This window comes from Massilia terrae (genome assembly GCF_024753145.1).
Classification (GTDB): domain Bacteria; phylum Pseudomonadota; class Gammaproteobacteria; order Burkholderiales; family Burkholderiaceae_D; genus Telluria; species Telluria terrae.
This window is the reverse complement of the sequence record NZ_JANUGU010000001.1, coordinates 1,536,016-1,553,498: the sequence shown is the minus strand read 5'-3', so window position 1 is coordinate 1,553,498 and position 17,483 is coordinate 1,536,016. Positions and strand designations below refer to the sequence as shown.

The window sequence follows — 17,483 nt, the reverse complement described above, 5'->3', positions numbered from 1 at the left end:
GAAGCGCTCAGCCAGGCTGCCCCTGCGAGCTGGCGCCGACGAAGTGCTGTTCGATCTCCTCCAGCGTCTTGCCCTTGGTTTCCGGGAGCAGGAAAGCGGCCGTCAGGAAGTACAGCACCGTGCTGCCGGCGAAGAAGAAGAACATGGTCGAGTAGCCATAGTAGCCGACCGTGGGCAGGAACACGGCGGCGATGGTGGTCGAGACGAACTGGTTGATCAGCAGGGCGATGCTCATGCCGTTGGAGCGGATCCGGGTCGGCATCAGCTCCGACAGGGCCAGCCAGACGCACACGCCCGGACCGACCGCGTAGCCGGCGACGAACACGCAGATCGCCAGCGCGACCTGCCAGCCGTGGGTCTCGGACGGCACGCCGCCGATCCAGGCGCGCTCGATGCGCAGCGGCGCGGCCTTGCCGGCGGCCGGGTCGGCGAACGGGTTCAGGTGCCATTTGCGCAGGGTGGCGCCGATAACGCTGTCCTGTTCGACGGTGTCGTCGCGATTCAGCGTCATCGGCGCCTGGATCGGGTCGTCGCTGCGGCGCGACTGCACGTTGGTGAACGGGCCGTAGGCATAGGCCACGGTCAGCTGCTGCGCCGCGCCGCCGCTGGCGCCGAGCCTGGCCAGCTGCTGCTGGTCGAGCCGCAGCGACAGGCGCCCGTCCTGCACCTGGGCCTGGATCGCCGCGCGCACGTCGCGCTGGCCGGATTCGGCCTGCACGAACAGCAGGCCGGCCGCCAGCAGGGCCACCACCACGCTGCCGGTGCCGAGCATGAGCAGGAACTTGCGGCCCTTGCGGTCGACCAGCGCGACGGCGACCACGGTCATCGCCGCGTTCAGCACCTTGAGCAGCACGTCGCCCGAGTTGGCGGTCGCGCCGGGCAGGCCGGCCTGGTTGAGGATGGTGACGACGTAGGCCAGGATCGAATTGATGCCGGTGGCCTGGTTCAGGGCCAGCACCAGGCAGGCCAGCAGGAAGGGCAGCACGTAGCGGCGGCTCGCCAGCGAATCGTGGGCGATCTTGATCGACTTCGCTTCCGGCGATTTGCCTTCGTGGCGCAGCGCGAGCCAGCGCGGCGATTCCTTCAGCGCCATGCTGCCGAGCGTGAACACGAGGCCGGGCGCGAGGCAGATCCAGAAGATGGTGCGCCAGGCGTGGTCCTGGGCGGCGAATACCGCGGCGGCGCGGGCGGCCTGCTCCAGCGCGGCGGCGGCCTGGGTCGCGGTTTCGACCTGGCGCGCCTGGGTGAGTCCGATGATGGCCGCGCCGACCAGGCCGATGGTCAGCATCAGCTGGAACAGGGCGGTGCCGCGCCCGCGTTGGGCGGCCGGCAGCGATTCGGCGAGGTAGAGCGGCACCACGACGCCGATCAGGCCGCCGCTGATGCCCTGCAGCAGGCGGCCCAGCAGCAGCGGGGTGTAGCCATCAGCCAGCGCGATCACCGGAATGCTGATCGCGAACAGCGCGCCCGACAGCACCATCGCCGCGCGGCGGCCGATGGCGTCGGCCAGCACCCCGGCGAACAGCGAGGACAGCACGGAGCCCAGCAGCACCGCCGCCACGATATAGGACAGCTGCTGTGTGCTCAGCTTCCATGCCACCGAGGCCGTCGACTCGAGGTAAGGCAGGGCGCCGGCGATGATGCCGACGTCGATCCCGTACAGCAGTCCTCCCATACCGGCGATGAACAACATGAAGCGCATGGCGCGGTCGGGGGATGATGCGGTCATCTTGTCTCCTGATGTGGTTTTAATGTGGATCGATCGCTTCGCCTTCAACGTAGACCGCGACGGGCCGCAGGGCTTCGTCGAGGACCACGATGTCGGCCCAGGCGCCCGGCGCGATGCGTCCGCGTTCGGTTTCGCCAAGGTAGTCGGCAGGGTAGTACGACAGGCGGTGCGAGGCATCGGCCAGGTCGAGGCCCAGTCCGACGAAATTGCGCAGCGCCTGGTCCATGGTCAGCACGCTGCCGGCCAGCGAGCCGCTGGCGAGACGCACGCAGCCCGCACACTTGAATACGCGCTGCGAACCGAGGCCGTATTCGCCGTCCGGCATGCCGGTGGCGGAGGTGGCGTCGGTCACGCCGTACAGGCGCGGAATGGCGCGCAGCGCGACTTTCAGCGCGCCCTCGCTGACGTGCTGCAGGTCGGGGATCACTTCGGCGTATTCGGCATGCGCGAGCGCGGCGCCGACCATGCCCGGCTCGCGGTGCGCAAAGCCGGTCATGCCGTTGAACAGGTGGGTGAAGCCGGTGGCGCCGGCCTTGAGCGCGGCCGCGCCATCCTCGTAGCTGCCGGCGCTGTGGCCGATCTGGACGCGGATGCCGCGCGCCGCCAGCTGCGGGATCAGGTCGAGGTGGCCGTCGACTTCGGGAGCCATCGTCAGCACCCGGATCTTCGCGATGGCGTCCAGGCTCTCGACCAGCTCCAGCGATGCGACCATCACGTCGGGCGGCTGGGCGCCGAGGCGCTTCAGGTTCAGGAACGGTCCTTCCAGGTGCACGCCGAGCATGCGCGCGCCGCCCGCGGGCCGCTGGGCGATCACGCCGGCCAGGCCCTGCAGCGCGTGGCGGATGTGGGTTTCCTTGGCCGTCATGGTGGTGCCGAGCAGGGAGGTGGTGCCATGGCGCGCATGGGTGCGGGCCACGATGGCGCCGGAATCGCCGCCTTCCATGATGTCGGCTCCCGCCGCGCCATGCACGTGCAGGTCGATGAAGCCGGGGAGGATGGTGTGCTTGCCGGCGGCAGGCCCTTCGATGATGCGCCCGATGCGCTCGCCGAATTCGAGGCTGCCGTTGATCCAGCCGCCGGGAGTGAGGATTCTGCCGCTGACCATTTATTCCGCGATGAGTAGTTCGATGCCCAGCTTCTGGAGCCCGTCGCGGTACTCCTGGCTGATGCCGGCATCGGTGATGACGGTGTGGACCCGGTCCAGCAGCACGATGCGGTGCAGGCTGACCCGGCCGAATTTGGAGGAGTCGGTGAGGACCACCACCTTCTTGGCGCGTTCGACCATCTTGTGGTTCAGGCTCGCCTCGGCCTCGTGATGCGTGGTGATGCCGAACTGGAGGTCGAAACCGTCGACGCCGAGGAAGACCTTGTCGAAGTTGTAGGCCTGCAGGGTGGCTTCGGCCTGGCTGCCCTGCACCGACAGCGACTGCTTGCGCAGCAGGCCGCCGGCCAGGATCAGCGCCACGCCCGGCGCGTCGGCCAGCTCCCACGCGATGTTCAGGCCATTCGTCATCACCGTCACGTTGCTGGCGCTGCGCAGGTGGCGCGCCAGCGAGATCGTGGTGGTGCCGGAGTCGATGATGATGTTGTCGCCTTCCTGCACCAGGGTGGCGGCGAGGGCGCCGATATGGTCCTTCTGCTCCGGGTTGATCGCGTCCTTCTGGCGGATCGACTGTTCCGGCGGCGGCGTGCGTGTGAGGCTGGCGCCGCCGTGGGTGCGCGAGGCGAGGCCCTGCGCTTCCAGCGCCGACAGGTCGTTGCGAATCGTGACCGCCGAGACCCCATACTCCTCCACCAGGCTGGTCACCTGGACCGTCCCCTGGCGGGTCAGTTGTTCAAGGATGGCTTCACGGCGTTGGGTCGTGTTTCGCATGTCGGCGGCTCGGTGATCGGATAAACGTCGAGCTTAACAGATCGCAGCGGCGTTGTTGACTGCCGCATTGCGGTTGCAGGCCCGCGCGTACTGCGCCAGCACGGTGCCAATCTTATGTTCGAGCAGGTCGGCGCTGCCCGGTCCGAGGCTGCCCTGCACGACTTCATGGTACTGCTCCGGCAGGTGCTGGCTCAGGAGCGCCAGCGGGATCTCCACCGTGGCGAGGTTGGCGAACAGGCGCTCCACCGCGGCCACCACCGGCGCTTCGCCCCAGTAGTAGCGGCAGCGGTCGGACAGGCCGTAGCGGCGCAGCAGGCGCTGCTCTTGCGCATTGCCCGGGTAGTGCTTGATCCAGTTGCCGGGCTTGGCCAGCATGACCTCGTCCAGCACCTGCATCAGGCGCGAGCCGCGTTCCGCCGGCACCAGCTCGTCCTCGATCTGGCACAGCGCCTGCAGGCCCTCGCGCAAGGCGAAGGTGGCGGCCGGGCCGACCTTGAGGATGGCGAAGTGGTCGCGCACCATCTCGCGCAGGCCGGATTCGCGCTGGTAGTCGGTCGAGTGGGCTTCGAACACCAGGCCGGGGCGGTCGGCGACGAAGGCCGACAGCTCGCTTGCCTGGTCCGCGTCGTAATACTGGACGTGGCTGTGGTCGAAGTCGACGCCGGGCTGCACCACCATCGCGATCACGCGGCGCCAGGCGTCGTTCAGGCCTGCATCGAGGAAGGCGCGGCAATGCACTTCGAGCGTGCGTTTGGCGGCCTGCGGCGAGGTCGGCGCGCCGGCGTCGGCCAGCGCCGATTCACCGCCCGGCACCGGCACTTCGGTGCCGATCACGTACACCGGCGGCGGATGGCCGGCGGCCTGCGCGGCCGCTTCGGCGATGGCCGCGAGGCGCGCCGAGCGCGATGCGACGATGGCGTCGTCCAGCGTGGCCGGATCGTCGGCGCAGCGCATGCTGCAGTCGAGGTGGATCTTGTTAAACCCGGCGCCGGCATAGGCCGCGATCAGGGTGTCGGCGTGCGCCATCGCTTCTTCAGCGGGGCGGCCCTGCCAGGCGTTGGGACCGAGGTGGTCGCCGCCCAGCACGAGGCGCTCGAGCGGGAAGCCGCGTTCCTGCGCCAGCTGCTGCACGTAGTCGCGGAACTGGGCAGGGTTCATGCCGGTGTAGCCGCCGAACTGGTCGACCTGGTTCGAGGTCGCCTCGACCAGCAGCAGGGTGTCGTAGCGCTGGGCCACGCGCATGGCGGCCTTGATGACGGCCGGGTGGCTGCAGCAGACGCTGTACAGGCCGGCCGCTTCGCCGCGGCGATGGGCCTGGACCACTTGCTGGATGGGGGACAAATCCTCGTTCATGAAGCACTCGCACTCAGTTGTTGACGGGCCAGCAGGGCGGCGCCGCGCGCGCCGCCGGCATCGCCGAAGCGCGGCGGCAGGATCGGCGGCACCTGGGCGTTGGAGAACAGGTGGCGCCGCACCGCCGCCGGCAGCTGCTGGTAAAGATGGGGAAGCTGGGACAGCCCGCCGCCCAGCACGATGGCGTGCGGGTCGAGCACCAGCACTAGGCAGGACATGGCATGCGCCAGCAGGTCGAGGTGCGCTTCCAGGGTCTTGGCCGCGATCGGATCGTCCACGTTGGCGCGCGCCGCCAGCACCATCGGTGCGGCGCCGTCGCCGCCGAAGTGACGGTGCAGCATGCTCATGCCGGGACCGGCAACATAGCGTTCCAGGCAGCCCTCGCGCCCGCAGGGGCAGTCGATCACCGGCAGCACGTAGCGTTCCAGCAGGTGCCCGGGCATGGACCAGTGGCCCCATTCGCCGCCGATGCCGTTCAGGCCGCGGTGCAGGCGCCCGTCGGTGCAGTAGCCTCCGCCGGCGCCGGTGCCGATGATGGCGCCGAACATCGAGGGCAGGCCGTCGGCCGCGCCGCCTTGTGCCTCGGACAGGGCGAAGCACTGGCAATCGTTGCCGATGACGACGCGCCGCGCCAGCGCCTCTTCGAGGACGGGCGCGACCAGCCGGCCGTTCAGGGCCGGCACGTTGGAGCTGAGCTGGCGGCCGCTTTGCTGGTCGACGATGCCGGGCAGGCCGATGCCGACCGGCGCCGCGAAGCCGAGCGCCGCGTCGCCCCGTTCGACCACGCCGGTGATGGCGTCGACGAAGAGCTGGAAATCGTGGCCCGGCGTCGCCACCCGTTCGCGGTGGACTTCACGCAGGGCATCGCCGTCGACGGCGAAGGCGACCAGTTCGATCTTGGTGCCGCCGATGTCGATGCCGTGGTAGCCGCGCGGTTTTTCAGTGTTCGTCATGACGGTAGATGGTGACGCCCTTGACCACGCGGTTGACGGTGCCGCTGGCGAACGGGTTATCGGGACGCAGCTTCAGCGCGGCCGAGCGGTGCAGGGCGACCTGCTGCGCGACTAGCAGCCACAGGGGCGCCAGCCAGGCATCGGTCCACTCCGGCACTTCGATGCCGATGTCGCCGCCGGGGCCGACGGTGACGATGCGCCCGGCCACGCCGTCGCGCTTGAGTTCATCGACCAGGTCCGCTTCATAGCGGCGCGCCAGCGGCTTGGTGCTGTTGTAGACAACCACCAGCGACGCGCCGTTGACCACCGACTTGGGGCCGTGGCGGAAGCCGAGCGGGGTGTCGGCGATCGCCGGGACGCGGCCGCCGGTCAGCTCCAGCAGCTTGAGCGCGCTCTCGCGGGCCAGGCCTTCGAGCGGGCCGCTGCCGAGGTAGACCACGCGTTCGGCCGCCATGGCGCCGAGTTCCGCGGCCGGCGCTTCCCACGACTGCAGCGCGGTTTGCGCCAGCTGGGCCAGCGTGGCGATGCGTTCGCCGTGTTCGGGCTTGCCGAGGACTGCCAGCGTCGCCAGCAGCATGCAGGTGAAGCTGCTGGTCATCGCGAAGCCGCGGTCGCAGCTCGCGGCCGGCATCATCAGGGTGCAGGCCTTGCTGTCGCCGACGCTGTCGCGCGCCAGCGTGCCCTCGGGATTGCAGGTGATATTCAGCAGGCGCGCATCCGGCACCAGGTCGCGCACCAGGTTCACGGCGGCCAGGCTCTCCGGGCTGTCGCCGCTGCGGGCGAAGGACACCAGCAGTGTGGGCGCGCCCGGTTCCAGGTACAGCTCCGGATGGGTGAGCAGGGTGGTGGTGGCGATCGCGCGCACTTGCGCCGGCCAGGCGGCGTTGATTTCGTCGGCGATGATTTCGCCTGCGTAGGCCGAGCTGCCGGCGCCGGTCAGGATGACCCGCTGTTCAGGATTGGACAGGCAGCCGTCCAGGAAAGCCTCGACGCGTGGGCGCTCGGTGCGCAGGGCCGCGTACAGTTCGCCCCAGAGCTTGGGTTGCTGGGCGATTTCCTCGGCGGTATGGAGGCCGCCAATGTCGCTCCATGCCTGGGGGCTGCGCTGTAGAAGAGTTGTCATCGAAGGATCGGCAAAAAGTTTTTCAGTGCGATCTATCTTAAATAGAAAGCTTTCGAAAGTCAAATGTGAAAGATATTCGAAAGTTTGCGGTGTTGGATTTGCGCGATTCACGCAAAACAGGCGCCGACCGGATGGGCGGCGCGCGCTGTTCGGTGTGCCGTTTGCGCAACAAAACGAAAGGGCAAATGAGCAGTTTCGCTCAATACGAAAGGTTTCTGACGAATTATTCGGGTTGATTTCAATTTTATTCGTGTTTTTCTTTCCTTTTTGTTGACCGAGCTTGCTTTTGTTCATACATTATTCTCATCGAAACGCAAAAGAACGTCCCGAGACAACCCATGAAACTTACTCATCCTCTTCAACGCTCGCTCGCATTGTCCGCGCTGGCACTGGCCACCGCCTCGGCCTTCGCGGCGCCGATCGGCAACCTGCGCGCGGTCAGCGCCGGCCAGGCCGACGGCCCCTCCTGGGACCTGGTCTCCGATTCCGGCGCCCGCGTGCGTATCAGCCTGCCGCGCGCCGACGTGGTCCACATCCAGGCCGGCGCCAAGGAACTGACCGGGCCCGGCGACAAGGCCGCGCCCATCGTCGTCGCCACCCCGTCGTCCGACGTCAAGTACGAATTCAAGGAAGAGAACAACCAGCTGGTGGTGCGCACCGCCGCCCTGACCCTGCGCGTGGACCGCCATCCGCTGCGCTTCTCGCTGTACCGCAATGGCGACAGCAAGCCGCTGTGGCACGAGCTGCAAAGCCTGGACCTGGGCGACAAGCAGAGCGTGCAGGTGCTCTCCAGCGACAAGGGCGAACGCTTCTACGGCGGCGGCCAGCAGAATGGCCGCTTCGAATTCAAGGGCCGCGAACTGCCGGTGTCGTACTCCGGCGGCTGGGAAGAGGGCGACCGCCCGAGCCCCGCGCCGTTCCTGATGAGCTCTCGCGGCTGGGGCATGCTGCGCAATACCTGGGCCGACGGTAACTACGACCTGCGCGAAGACGACCAGGCCGTGCTGCAGCATAAGGAAGGCCGCTTCGACGCCTACTACTTCGTCGGCAATTCGATCCACGACGTGCTGGCCCGCTACACCGAATGGACCGGCCGCGCGCGGATGCTGCCGCGCTGGGCCCTGAGCTACGGTGACGCCGACTGCTACAACGACGGCGACAACGTGAAGAAGCCGGGCACGGTGCCGCGCGGCTGGACCGACGGCCCGACCGGCAAGACCCCGGACGTGATCGACAGTGTCGCCAGGAAGTACCGCGAGTTCGACATGCCGGGCGGATGGATCCTGCCGAACGACGGCTACGGCTGCGGCTACACCGCGCTGCCGGACACCGTGAAGGGCCTGGCCAAGCTGGGCTTCCGCACCGGCCTGTGGACCGAGAACGGCGTCGACAAGATCGCGTGGGAAGTCGGCCAGGCCGGCACCCGCGTGCAGAAACTGGACGTGGCCTGGACCGGCAAGGGCTACCAGTTCTCGCTGGACGCCAACAAGGCCGCCTACGACGGCATCCTGAAGAATTCCGACAGCCGTCCCTTCATCTGGACCGTGATGGGCTGGGCCGGCACGCAGCGCTACGCGGTGACCTGGACCGGCGACCAGAGCGCAAGCTGGGACTACATCCGCTGGCACGTGCCGACCCTGATCGGCTCCGGCCTGTCGGGCCAGGCCTATGCCACGGGCGACGTCGACGCCATCTTCGGCGGCAGCCCGGAGACCTATACCCGCGACCTGCAGTGGAAGGCCTTCACGCCGGTCCTGATGGGGATGTCGGGGTGGTCGGCGGCGGAGCGCAAGCATCCATGGTGGTTCGATGAACCGTACCGCAGCATCAACCGCCGCTACCTCAAGCTGAAGATGCGCCTGACGCCCTACATGTACAACCTGACGCGCGAGGAAGAACAGACCGGCGCGCCGATCGTGCGTGGCCTGATGTGGGACTACCCGAACGATCCCGCCGCCGCGAGCGAAAGCTACAAGTACCAGTTCCTGCTGGGCCGCGACATGCTGGTCGCGCCGGTGTACCGCAGCCAGGCCGTCAGCCAGGGCTGGCGCAAGAACATCCACCTGCCGCAGGGCCGCTGGTTCGACTACTTCGATGGCCGCCAGCTGACCGCCGGCGCGCAGGGCAAGGACATCGACCTGCAGGTCACGCTCGACAAGCTGCCGGTGTTCGTCCGCGCCGGCGCCATCGTGCCGATGTATCCGGAGATGCTGTTCGACGGCGAGAAGCCGAACGACCGCGTGACCTTCGACGTCTACCCGCAGGGCGACTCCGGGTACACGCTGTACGAGGACGACGGCAACACGCGGCGCTACCAGAAGGGAGAGTTCAGCCAGCAGAAGATCGCGATGCGCGAACATGCCGGCGATGTGGAAGTGACGATCAACCCGGTCGAAGGTTCGTACGACGGACAGGAAACCAGGCGCGGCTACAGCCTGCGCATGCTCAGCCGCCAGCGCCCCACGAAGGTGCTGATCGGCGCCACCGCACTGAAAGAGGCGGCGGACAAGGCGGCGTTCGATGGCATGGACGCGGGCTGGTATTTCGACAGCGCCGACCGCCTCGGCACCGTACACGTGAAGGCGCCGGTGCAGGACATCCGCCAGCCTTTGACGCTTGCGGTGAGCGGCGTGACCCAGGCCGCCGCCGACGACGCCTTCCCGGCCGCACCGGTGCCAGGCCGCGCGCTGCCGGCCGATGCGATGGTCGTCATCAACCGTCCGGCGGAAGAACCGGGCCAGCCGCTGGAGCAGGCTTTCGACGGCAACCGCGACACCTGGTTCCGCACCCTGCGCAGCCAGGCCGTGAAGAGCGGTCCGCACGAATTCGTCATCGGCTTCTCCGAGCGCCGCCTGGTGGACGGCATCGAGATCGCCGGCCGCAACGACAAGAACTGGAAATACGGCCAGGTGCGCGACTACGAAGTCTACGTCGCCGACAGCAATGGCGACTGGGGCAAGCCGGTCAAGCGCGGCCGCCTCGAGCTGACCAAGGACGTGCAGGCCATCGACTTCCCGGCAACCGCGGGACGCCTGCTGCGTTTCCGCGTGCTCAGCACCCAGAATCCGGAAGGGAATGGCGCGTCGGCGGCCGATCCGATGGTGACCGCGGCAGCACCTGGGCAGGGCGGCCGTGCCTTCGACGCTGCTGTGCCGGCGGAAGTCGCGCCGATCACGATCTCGGAATTCCACGTGCTCGAACACCAGCTGCCGGAAGGCCCGGAAGTGCGGCGCTACCTGAGCGAACTGGCGCTGCCGAAGGCGCTTGGCCACGACCGTCCGGCCAGCAAGGCGACCGAGATGCGCATGAACGGCCTGCGCTTCAACAAGGGCGTGGGCATGGGGCCGGCCGGCCGCCTCGACCTGCAATTGTCCGGCAACTGGAGCTTGCTGCGCGCCGACCTCGGCGTGGATGACAGCTGCCGCAACGCGGGCGGCCTGCACTTCCAGGTCTGGAGCGGCGAGCGCCTGCTGTACGACAGCGGCCTGGTCAAGGCGCCGGGCGTGGTCAAGCCCGAGATCGACATCCGCGGCCTGGGCCAGCTCAGCCTGCGCACCGTCGGCGCCGAGGGTTCGAATGCAAGCCATGTTTGCGGAAACTGGGCCAACGCCCAGCTGACCGGCAGCGAGGGCGCCACCGTCAGCCCACGCTAACTCCAACAACAACGAGATCACGCAGGTCCTTGTCCCGAACGAGGAGGGGGACCTGCAACCCATCACCAAGGAGATGAGAATGAAAACCAAACAGCTGAAACTGCGAAATGACGCGATCCGTAGCGCCGCCGCCATCCTGATCGCGCTGGCCGCGGGCGGCAGCGGCCAGGCCTGGGCCCAGTCGAACGCCACCACCACCATTTTCGGCGAGGTGCGCACGCCCGCCGGGGCCACCGTGGTCATCGAGAACCTGGCCACCGGCGCGCAGCGCAGCCTGACCCCGGACAAGAGCGGCCGCTACACCGCGAACTCGATGCCGCCGGGCCGCTATGCGGTCAAGGTGCTGCGCAGCGGCGCGGTGGAAGCGACCCGCGAGGTCGAAGCGCTGGTCGGCACCGGCGTGGAAGCCAGCTTCGGCGCCGGCGCCGACGCCACCCAGACCGTGGTGGTGAAGGCATCGCGTCCGGTGATCGACGTCTCCAACACCAATAACGGCGTGGTGTTCACGGCCAAGGAACTGCGCGCGCTGCCGGTGGCGAACGACATCGCTTCGGTGGTGCAGCTGACCCCGGGCGCCAACCGCGGCACCAACAGCCAGTACGGCAATGCGCCGTCGATCTCGGGCTCGGGCCAGTCGGAGAACGCCTTCTACGTCAACGGCTTCCCGGTCACGAACATCCTGACCCAGGTCGGCTCGTCCGAGCTGCCGTTCGGCGCGATCGCCAATATGCAGGTGCTGTCCGGCGGTTACGGCGCCGAATTCGGCCGCTCGACCGGCGGCGTGATCAACGTGACCACCCGCAGCGGCGGCAACAAGTTCGAGTTCGGCGGCAAGCTGCAGTACACGCCGGCCCGCCTGCGCGGCGCGCCGGAGAACACCTACTGGCCGCAGACCGGCGCCCATCCGGACACCGACGGCAAGCTGCTGTTCTGGAACCGCGACAACAGCACCGCCAGCCATGTGGCGGGCGTCTATGGCAGCGGCCCGATCATCAAGAACAAGCTGTTCGCCTTCGTCGCGCTGGAGCAGACCAACAGCGACAGCCAGGCGGTGTCGGCATCGACCAACTCGAGCGCGGCCACTGCGGCCAAATCCGGCTGGACCAATACGCACACCCGCACCGACCGCTACCTGGCCAAGTTCGACTGGAACCTGACCGACGACCACCACATCGAATTTACCCGCCTGTACGACCGCACCATCGGCACCGGCGCATCCTACGGCTACAACTACGCCACCCTGACGCGCGGTGACACCGTCACCACGGTGACGCCGAAGACCATCAACTGCTGCGGCAGCGGCTCCAACCCGGGCGCCGACGCCAGCATCGTCAAGTACACCGGCTACCTGACCGACAACCTGACCGTGACCGCGCTGTACGGCGACACCCATTCTGTCCACCAGCGCATCCCGTTCGGCTACGATCCGACGCTGGCGCAGACCTCGTCGAGCATCACGACCCAGGTCCCGGGCCTGACCTACAACAATCCGCAGACCGTCACCGGCAGCCTGCCGGACCCGCTGTCGTCGGACAGCCAGAAAGGCCTGCGCCTGGACGCGGAATACAAGCTGGGCGCGCATTCGCTGCGCGGCGGTATCGACCGCATCAAGGTCAATTCGCTGGTCGGCAGCGTGCTGGCGGGCGGCTATAGCTGGACCTACCGCTTTACCACCAACCCGACCCGCCTGATCAACGGCGCCTTCGAAACCACGGCGCAGGGCGGCGGCTACGGCCCGCAAGGCTACTATGTCAGCCGCGACCTCAACACCAAAACCGCGCGCCCGAGCAGCACCCAGTCGGCCCAATACATCCAGGATCACTGGCAGGTGGCTGACCGCGTCCTGCTCGACCTTGGCCTGCGCCGCGAACAGTTCACCAACTACACCACCACCGGCGACGCCTTCATCGAACAGCGCAACATGATCGCGCCGCGCCTGGGCGTGACCTGGGACGTGATGGGCGACAGCTCGCTGCGCCTGTTCGCCAACGCCGGCCGCTACCACCTGCCGGTGCCGTCCAACCTGTCCAGCAACATGGCCAGCCCGCTGCTGCGCACCAGCCAGTACTACACCTATACTGGGGTCGACCCGATCACCGGCGCGCCGACCGGCCTGCATGCGATCAGCAACCCATACTCGGCCAACAACGCCTACGGCCAGGCCCGCGATGCGCGCGAAGTGACCGCGATCGGCCTGAAGCCGCTGTCGCAGGATGAAGTGTCGTTCGGCTTCGAGAAGGCCCTGAGCCACCGCCTGGTGACGGGAGCGAACTTCCTGTACCGCCGCCTGAACGACACCAACGACGATACCTGCGACCAGCGTCCGATCGACGCCTGGGCCGCGCGCAACGGCGTCGACACCAGCCACTGGGGCGGTTTCCAGTGCGCGATCATGAACCCGGGCCGCGACAACAACCTGTTCATCGATTTCGGCGACGGCAAGGGCGAGCGCCAAGTGAACATCTCCGCCGCCGAGTGGGGCAACCCGCTGCCGAAGCGCACCTACAAGGCGCTGACCATGTTCGTCGAGCACCCGTTCGCCGACGGCTGGTACGGCAAGCTGACCTACACCCTGTCCGCGCTGAAGGGCAATATGGAAGGCCAGACCGACACCATCGGCGGTGGCGACGTCGCGCTGACCGTCAGCGACGACCACAAGGAGCTGATGTACAACTCCTACGGCTACCTGCCGGGCGACCACCGCCACCAGATCAAGGGCTACGGCTTTGTGCAGGTGACCCCGCAGGTGCTGCTGGGCGCGAACGTGGCGCTGATCTCGGGCGCACCGCGCAACTGCATCGGCGAACTGCCGGCGAACCTGCAGTTCAGCGACGACTACGGCGCGGCCTACTTCTTCTGCAACGGCAAGCCTTCGCCGCGCGGCAGCGCCGGCCGCATGCCGTGGCAGACCCAGGTCGACCTGAACGCGGCCTGGATGCCGTCTTCGTTCAAGGGCCTGAGCCTGAAGCTGGACGTGTTCAACGTACTGAATCGCCAGACCGTCACCCGCTACAACGAAACCCGCGAAGACGGCAGCGGCGGCATCTCGCGCAGTTACCTCCAGGTGGCGGGCCGCACCGCGCCGCGTTCGGTGCGCCTGAGCGCCGAGTACAACTTCTGATGATGAATCGTCGCGACTTCCTGTTGAAGAGCGCGCAGGCTGGCGGCGCCGTATTGGCCGCCGGCCTGGCAGGTCCGGCCGCCCACGCGGCGGCGGGAACCCGCATCGTGATCCCGGCCCAGGCGGCCGGCGCCACGGTCGCGCAGACCATCGTCGGTCTCAGCTACGAGACCGACAACCTGCGCGACCCGCGCTTCTTCGCGGCCTCGAACACCGGCCTGGTCGACAGCTTCAAGCGCCTCAACCCGAACGGCGTGCTGCGCCTGGGCGGCAATACCAGCGACCTGGCCAGGCCGGCCGGTTTCGATGGTCCGCTGCCGGTGCTGCATCCGCTGTACCGTGACAAGGCGCGCATCCAGCCATATTACGATGTGAGCCCGGATGCGATCGACGCGCTGGCCGGTTTCCTCGACGCGACCGGCTGGCGAGTCATCTTCGGCATCAACCTGCGGGCCGGCAGCCCGGAGCTGGTCGCGCGGTTTGCCGCGATGGTGCGTGAACGGCTGGGCCGGCGCCTGCTCGCCATCCAGGTCGGCAATGAGGCCAACAACTACCTCAAGACCTACGAAGCCTACAAGGCAGAGTGGGACCGCGTGGCGGCGCCGCTTGGCCGCAATGGCATCGCCGGCCCGGATACCGGGGCCAATACCGACTGGGTTCAGCGTTTCGGCGCCGACGTGCCGGAATCCCTGCTGCTCAGCCGTCACTACTACCGTGAAGCCGCGGAGAACGGATCGCTGGCCGACATCCTCAGGCACGACGACGAATTCGACCGCGAGATCGCCACGCTGGCCGACGCCGCGCGCAGCCACCGGCATGGGTTCTGGCTGACCGAGACCAATTCCTACTACCGCGGCGGGCGCGATGGCGTCAGCAATACCTTCGCCTCCGCGCTGTGGGGGCTGGATTACACGCTGTCGGCCGCCTTCAACGGCGCCACGGGCGTGTGCTTCCAGGGCGGCCCGCGCCGCAGCATCGAAAGCTCGCTCGAAGGCCACAACACAGGCGGACGCGGCGCCGGCGCCGACAATCCCCTGGCCAGGATCGAGGCAGCCGCATCGAACTATTCGCCGATCGGCGGCGACCTGGATACCGGCTTTGCGCCGCGCCCGCTGTACTACGGCCTGCTGTGCGCGCAGCAGCTGGCGGGCGGGCGCTTCCACGTGCTCGAACAAGCGAATCCGCCGCCGGGCGTGCGCGTGTACGCCAGCGCGCATGCGGACGGACAGCGCATCGTCGCCATCAACACCGGCGCCGAAGCGCGCAAGCTCGGCTTCGGCGGCCTGCCGCGCCGCGCCCGTGTACAGGCAGCGCCGTTGCACGCGCCGGCCATCGATGCGCGCTACGCCATGGCCTTCGGCGAGGACGACCGCACGCTGGCGCCGGGCACGGCCTGGTCGCTGCGCTACCGGGCCATGCAGCCGGTCACGCGCAACGGCACGCTCGACCTCGCACTGCCCGCCGGCTCGGCGGTGCTGCTCCACGTAAGCTGAAAGGAAAGTCATCGCCCATGACGAAGCGTCTTCTGACTTTGATGACCGGCCTGGCGCTGGCCGGCGCCGGCGGCCTGCAGCTCGCGCATGCGGCGGCAGCCAGCGCCGTGCATGAATCGACGGCCCAGGCGCCCGCCGCCGTGCTGGCCTTGATGGAGCGCGCGGCCGACTGGCAGCTCGCGCATCCGGCGGCGCGGCGCGGCGAAGACTGGACCGACGGCGTCGGCGACGCCGGCTTCATGGCCTTGGCCGGTATCTCGGGCAATGCGCGCTATCGTGACGCGATGGTCGCGATGGGCGAGAAGAACCAGTGGAAGCTGGGCGCGCGGCCCTATCATGCGGACGACCACGTGATCGGCCAGACATACGCCGAGCTTTACCAGATGCTGCGCGATCCGAAGATGATCGCGCCGATGCGCGCCCAATTCGACGCCATCCTTGCGGAGCCGTACGAAGGCCCGCTCGACATCAAGGTGCCGGGCGCGCAGCGGCGCTGGTCCTGGTGCGACGCCCTGTTCATGGGGCCGCCGGCGTGGGCGCGCCTGTCGCATGTGACGGGCGATCCGCGCTATCTCGAATTTGCGATCCGGCGCTGGTGGCAGGCGTCGGACTACCTGTACGACAAGGATGAGCACCTGTACTTCCGCGACAGCCGATATTTCGACAAGCGCGAAGCCAACGGCAACAAGGTGTTCTGGGGCCGCGGCAATGGCTGGGTGCTGGGCGGACTGGCGCGCATGCTCCAGTACGTGCCGGCCAATCATCCGGCGCGGGCGCGCTTCGTCGAGCAGTTCCAGCAGATGGCCGAGCGGATCGTCGGGCTGCAGCAGGCCGATGGGCTGTGGCGATCGAGCCTGCTCGATCCGGACAGCTATCCGAACCAGGAGACCAGCGGCACCGGCCTCTACACCTATGCGCTGGCCTGGGGCGTGAACCAGGGCCTTCTGCCAAAGGCGAAGTACGGCCCGGCCGCCAAGCGCGCCTGGCAGGCCTTGCGTGCCAATGTGCTGGACGACGGCAAGCTGATTCACGTCCAGCCGATCGGGCAGGATCCGAAGCATTTCGATCCGCAGTCGACCGATATTTTCGGTGTCGGCGCCTTCCTGATGGCCGGCAGCGAGCTGTATCGCATGGCCCTGGAGGACGGCGCCAGGCCGGCGGTGGTGACGGTCGCAAACGCGTCGGCCCTGTACCGGCCGGAAGAAACGGTCGAGGCTCCGGTCGCCAGCGTGGTGGTGATGGATGCGCTGGACTCGCGCCTGCTGCCGGTGCAGGCCACCGCCAAGGGGCTGATCTTCCAGGCCGATTTCGCACCGGGCGAGACCCGCCGCTACCTGCTGTTCCCGGCCGCCCGCGTACCGGCCCAACCGCCGGTGGCGGCGCGCGCCCATGCCCGCTTCGTACCGGAGCGCATGGACGATTTTGCGTGGGAAAACGATCGCATCGCACACCGCGTCTACGGCCCGGCCATCATGACCGACCCGCGTGAAATGCTGGTCTCGAGCGGCGTCGACGTCTGGTCCAAACGCACACGCGCGCTGGTGCAGGACGCCTGGTACAAGGGCGCCGAATACCACATCGACAAAGGCGAGGGACTGGACTTCTACCACGTCGGCAAGACGCGCGGCTGCGGCGGCCTTGGCATCGTCGATGGCGGCACGCTGTACACCTCGAGGAATTTTGCGGGCTACAACATCCTGGCCGACGGCCCGCTGCGCGCCGAGTTCGAACTGCGCTTCGATGCCTGGGATGCGGCCGGCCGCAAGGTGGCTGAAGTGCGGCGTATCTCGCTCGACGCGGGCAGCAATTTCAGCCGCGTCGAAAGCCGCTTCACGGCGCCGGGCAAGGCGCCGCTGACAGTCGGCGTCGGCATCGCCCAGCGCGAAGGACAGGGACAGTACGTGGAGGACAAAGCCGGCTGGATGAGCTATTGGGAACCGGCCTTGGGCGACAAGGGCAGCAATGCCTGCGCCGTGATCGTGCCGGGTGCGACCGGCTACGCATCCAACGGCGGCAATTACCTCGCCGCCGCGAAGGCAGTGCCGGGCAAGCCCTTCGTCTACTACCTCGGTGCCGGCTGGAGCAAGAGCGGCGACTTCCCCGATGCGCAAGCCTGGGGCGACTATGTGAGCGCGGCGGCCGCGCGTGTGGCCGCGCCGCTCAAGGTCAGCGTCAAGCACTGAGG

10 protein-coding genes are annotated in these 17,483 nt (G+C 68.0%); 4 read left to right on the top strand and 6 right to left on the bottom strand.

Annotated elements, in window-relative coordinates; all coding sequences use genetic code 11:
• Positions 1-7: 7 nt before the first annotated feature.
• From NX778_RS06730 to NX778_RS06705, 6 genes are read right to left on the bottom strand one after another with little or no spacing between them, the layout of a single operon-like run.
• Positions 8-1,729, bottom strand: a complete 1,722-nt coding sequence (locus tag NX778_RS06730; RefSeq protein ID WP_258810898.1) for an MFS transporter — start codon at positions 1,727-1,729, stop codon at positions 8-10.
• 19 nt (positions 1,730-1,748) lie between these two features.
• Positions 1,749-2,834 carry an N-acetylglucosamine-6-phosphate deacetylase gene (locus NX778_RS06725; RefSeq protein ID WP_258810897.1) on the bottom strand — a complete coding sequence of 362 codons (1,086 nt, stop codon included), beginning with the start codon at positions 2,832-2,834 and terminating at the stop codon, positions 1,749-1,751.
• Positions 2,835-3,602 (bottom strand): DeoR family transcriptional regulator, encoded by a 768-nt coding sequence (locus NX778_RS06720; RefSeq protein WP_258810896.1) that lies wholly within the window; start codon positions 3,600-3,602, stop codon positions 2,835-2,837. It lies immediately after the preceding gene.
• A gap of 33 nt (positions 3,603-3,635) precedes the next feature.
• Positions 3,636-4,955, bottom strand: a complete 1,320-nt coding sequence (locus tag NX778_RS06715; RefSeq protein WP_258810895.1) for a D-tagatose-bisphosphate aldolase, class II, non-catalytic subunit — start codon at positions 4,953-4,955, stop codon at positions 3,636-3,638.
• Positions 4,952-5,908, bottom strand: coding sequence for an ROK family protein (locus NX778_RS06710; RefSeq protein WP_258810894.1), 957 nt, complete (start codon positions 5,906-5,908; stop codon positions 4,952-4,954). The genes NX778_RS06715 and NX778_RS06710 overlap by 4 nt, the downstream gene beginning before the upstream one ends.
• Complete coding sequence (locus NX778_RS06705; protein ID WP_258810893.1) at positions 5,895-7,031, bottom strand: SIS domain-containing protein; 1,137 nt, start codon at positions 7,029-7,031, stop codon at positions 5,895-5,897. Before NX778_RS06705 ends, NX778_RS06710 begins: the two co-directional genes overlap by 14 nt.
• Before the next feature lie 338 nt (positions 7,032-7,369).
• On the opposite strand from NX778_RS06705, the gene NX778_RS06700 reads away from it, so the two are divergent.
• The 4 genes from NX778_RS06700 (at position 7,370) to NX778_RS06685 (ending at position 17,481) form a co-directional block, all read left to right on the top strand.
• Entirely contained in the window at positions 7,370-10,684 is a 3,315-nt protein-coding gene (locus tag NX778_RS06700) for a TIM-barrel domain-containing protein (RefSeq protein ID WP_258810892.1), read from the top strand.
• 79 nt (positions 10,685-10,763) lie between these two features.
• A complete protein-coding gene (locus NX778_RS06695; protein WP_258810891.1) occupies positions 10,764-13,805 on the top strand; it encodes a TonB-dependent receptor in 3,042 nt (1,013 codons plus the stop codon).
• A complete protein-coding gene (locus NX778_RS06690) occupies positions 13,805-15,298 on the top strand; it encodes a hypothetical protein (RefSeq protein WP_258810890.1) in 1,494 nt (497 codons plus the stop codon). Before NX778_RS06695 ends, NX778_RS06690 begins: the two co-directional genes overlap by 1 nt.
• A gap of 17 nt (positions 15,299-15,315) precedes the next feature.
• Positions 15,316-17,481 (top strand): glycoside hydrolase family 88 protein, encoded by a 2,166-nt coding sequence (locus NX778_RS06685; RefSeq protein WP_258810889.1) that lies wholly within the window; start codon positions 15,316-15,318, stop codon positions 17,479-17,481.
• Positions 17,482-17,483 lie beyond the last annotated feature (2 nt).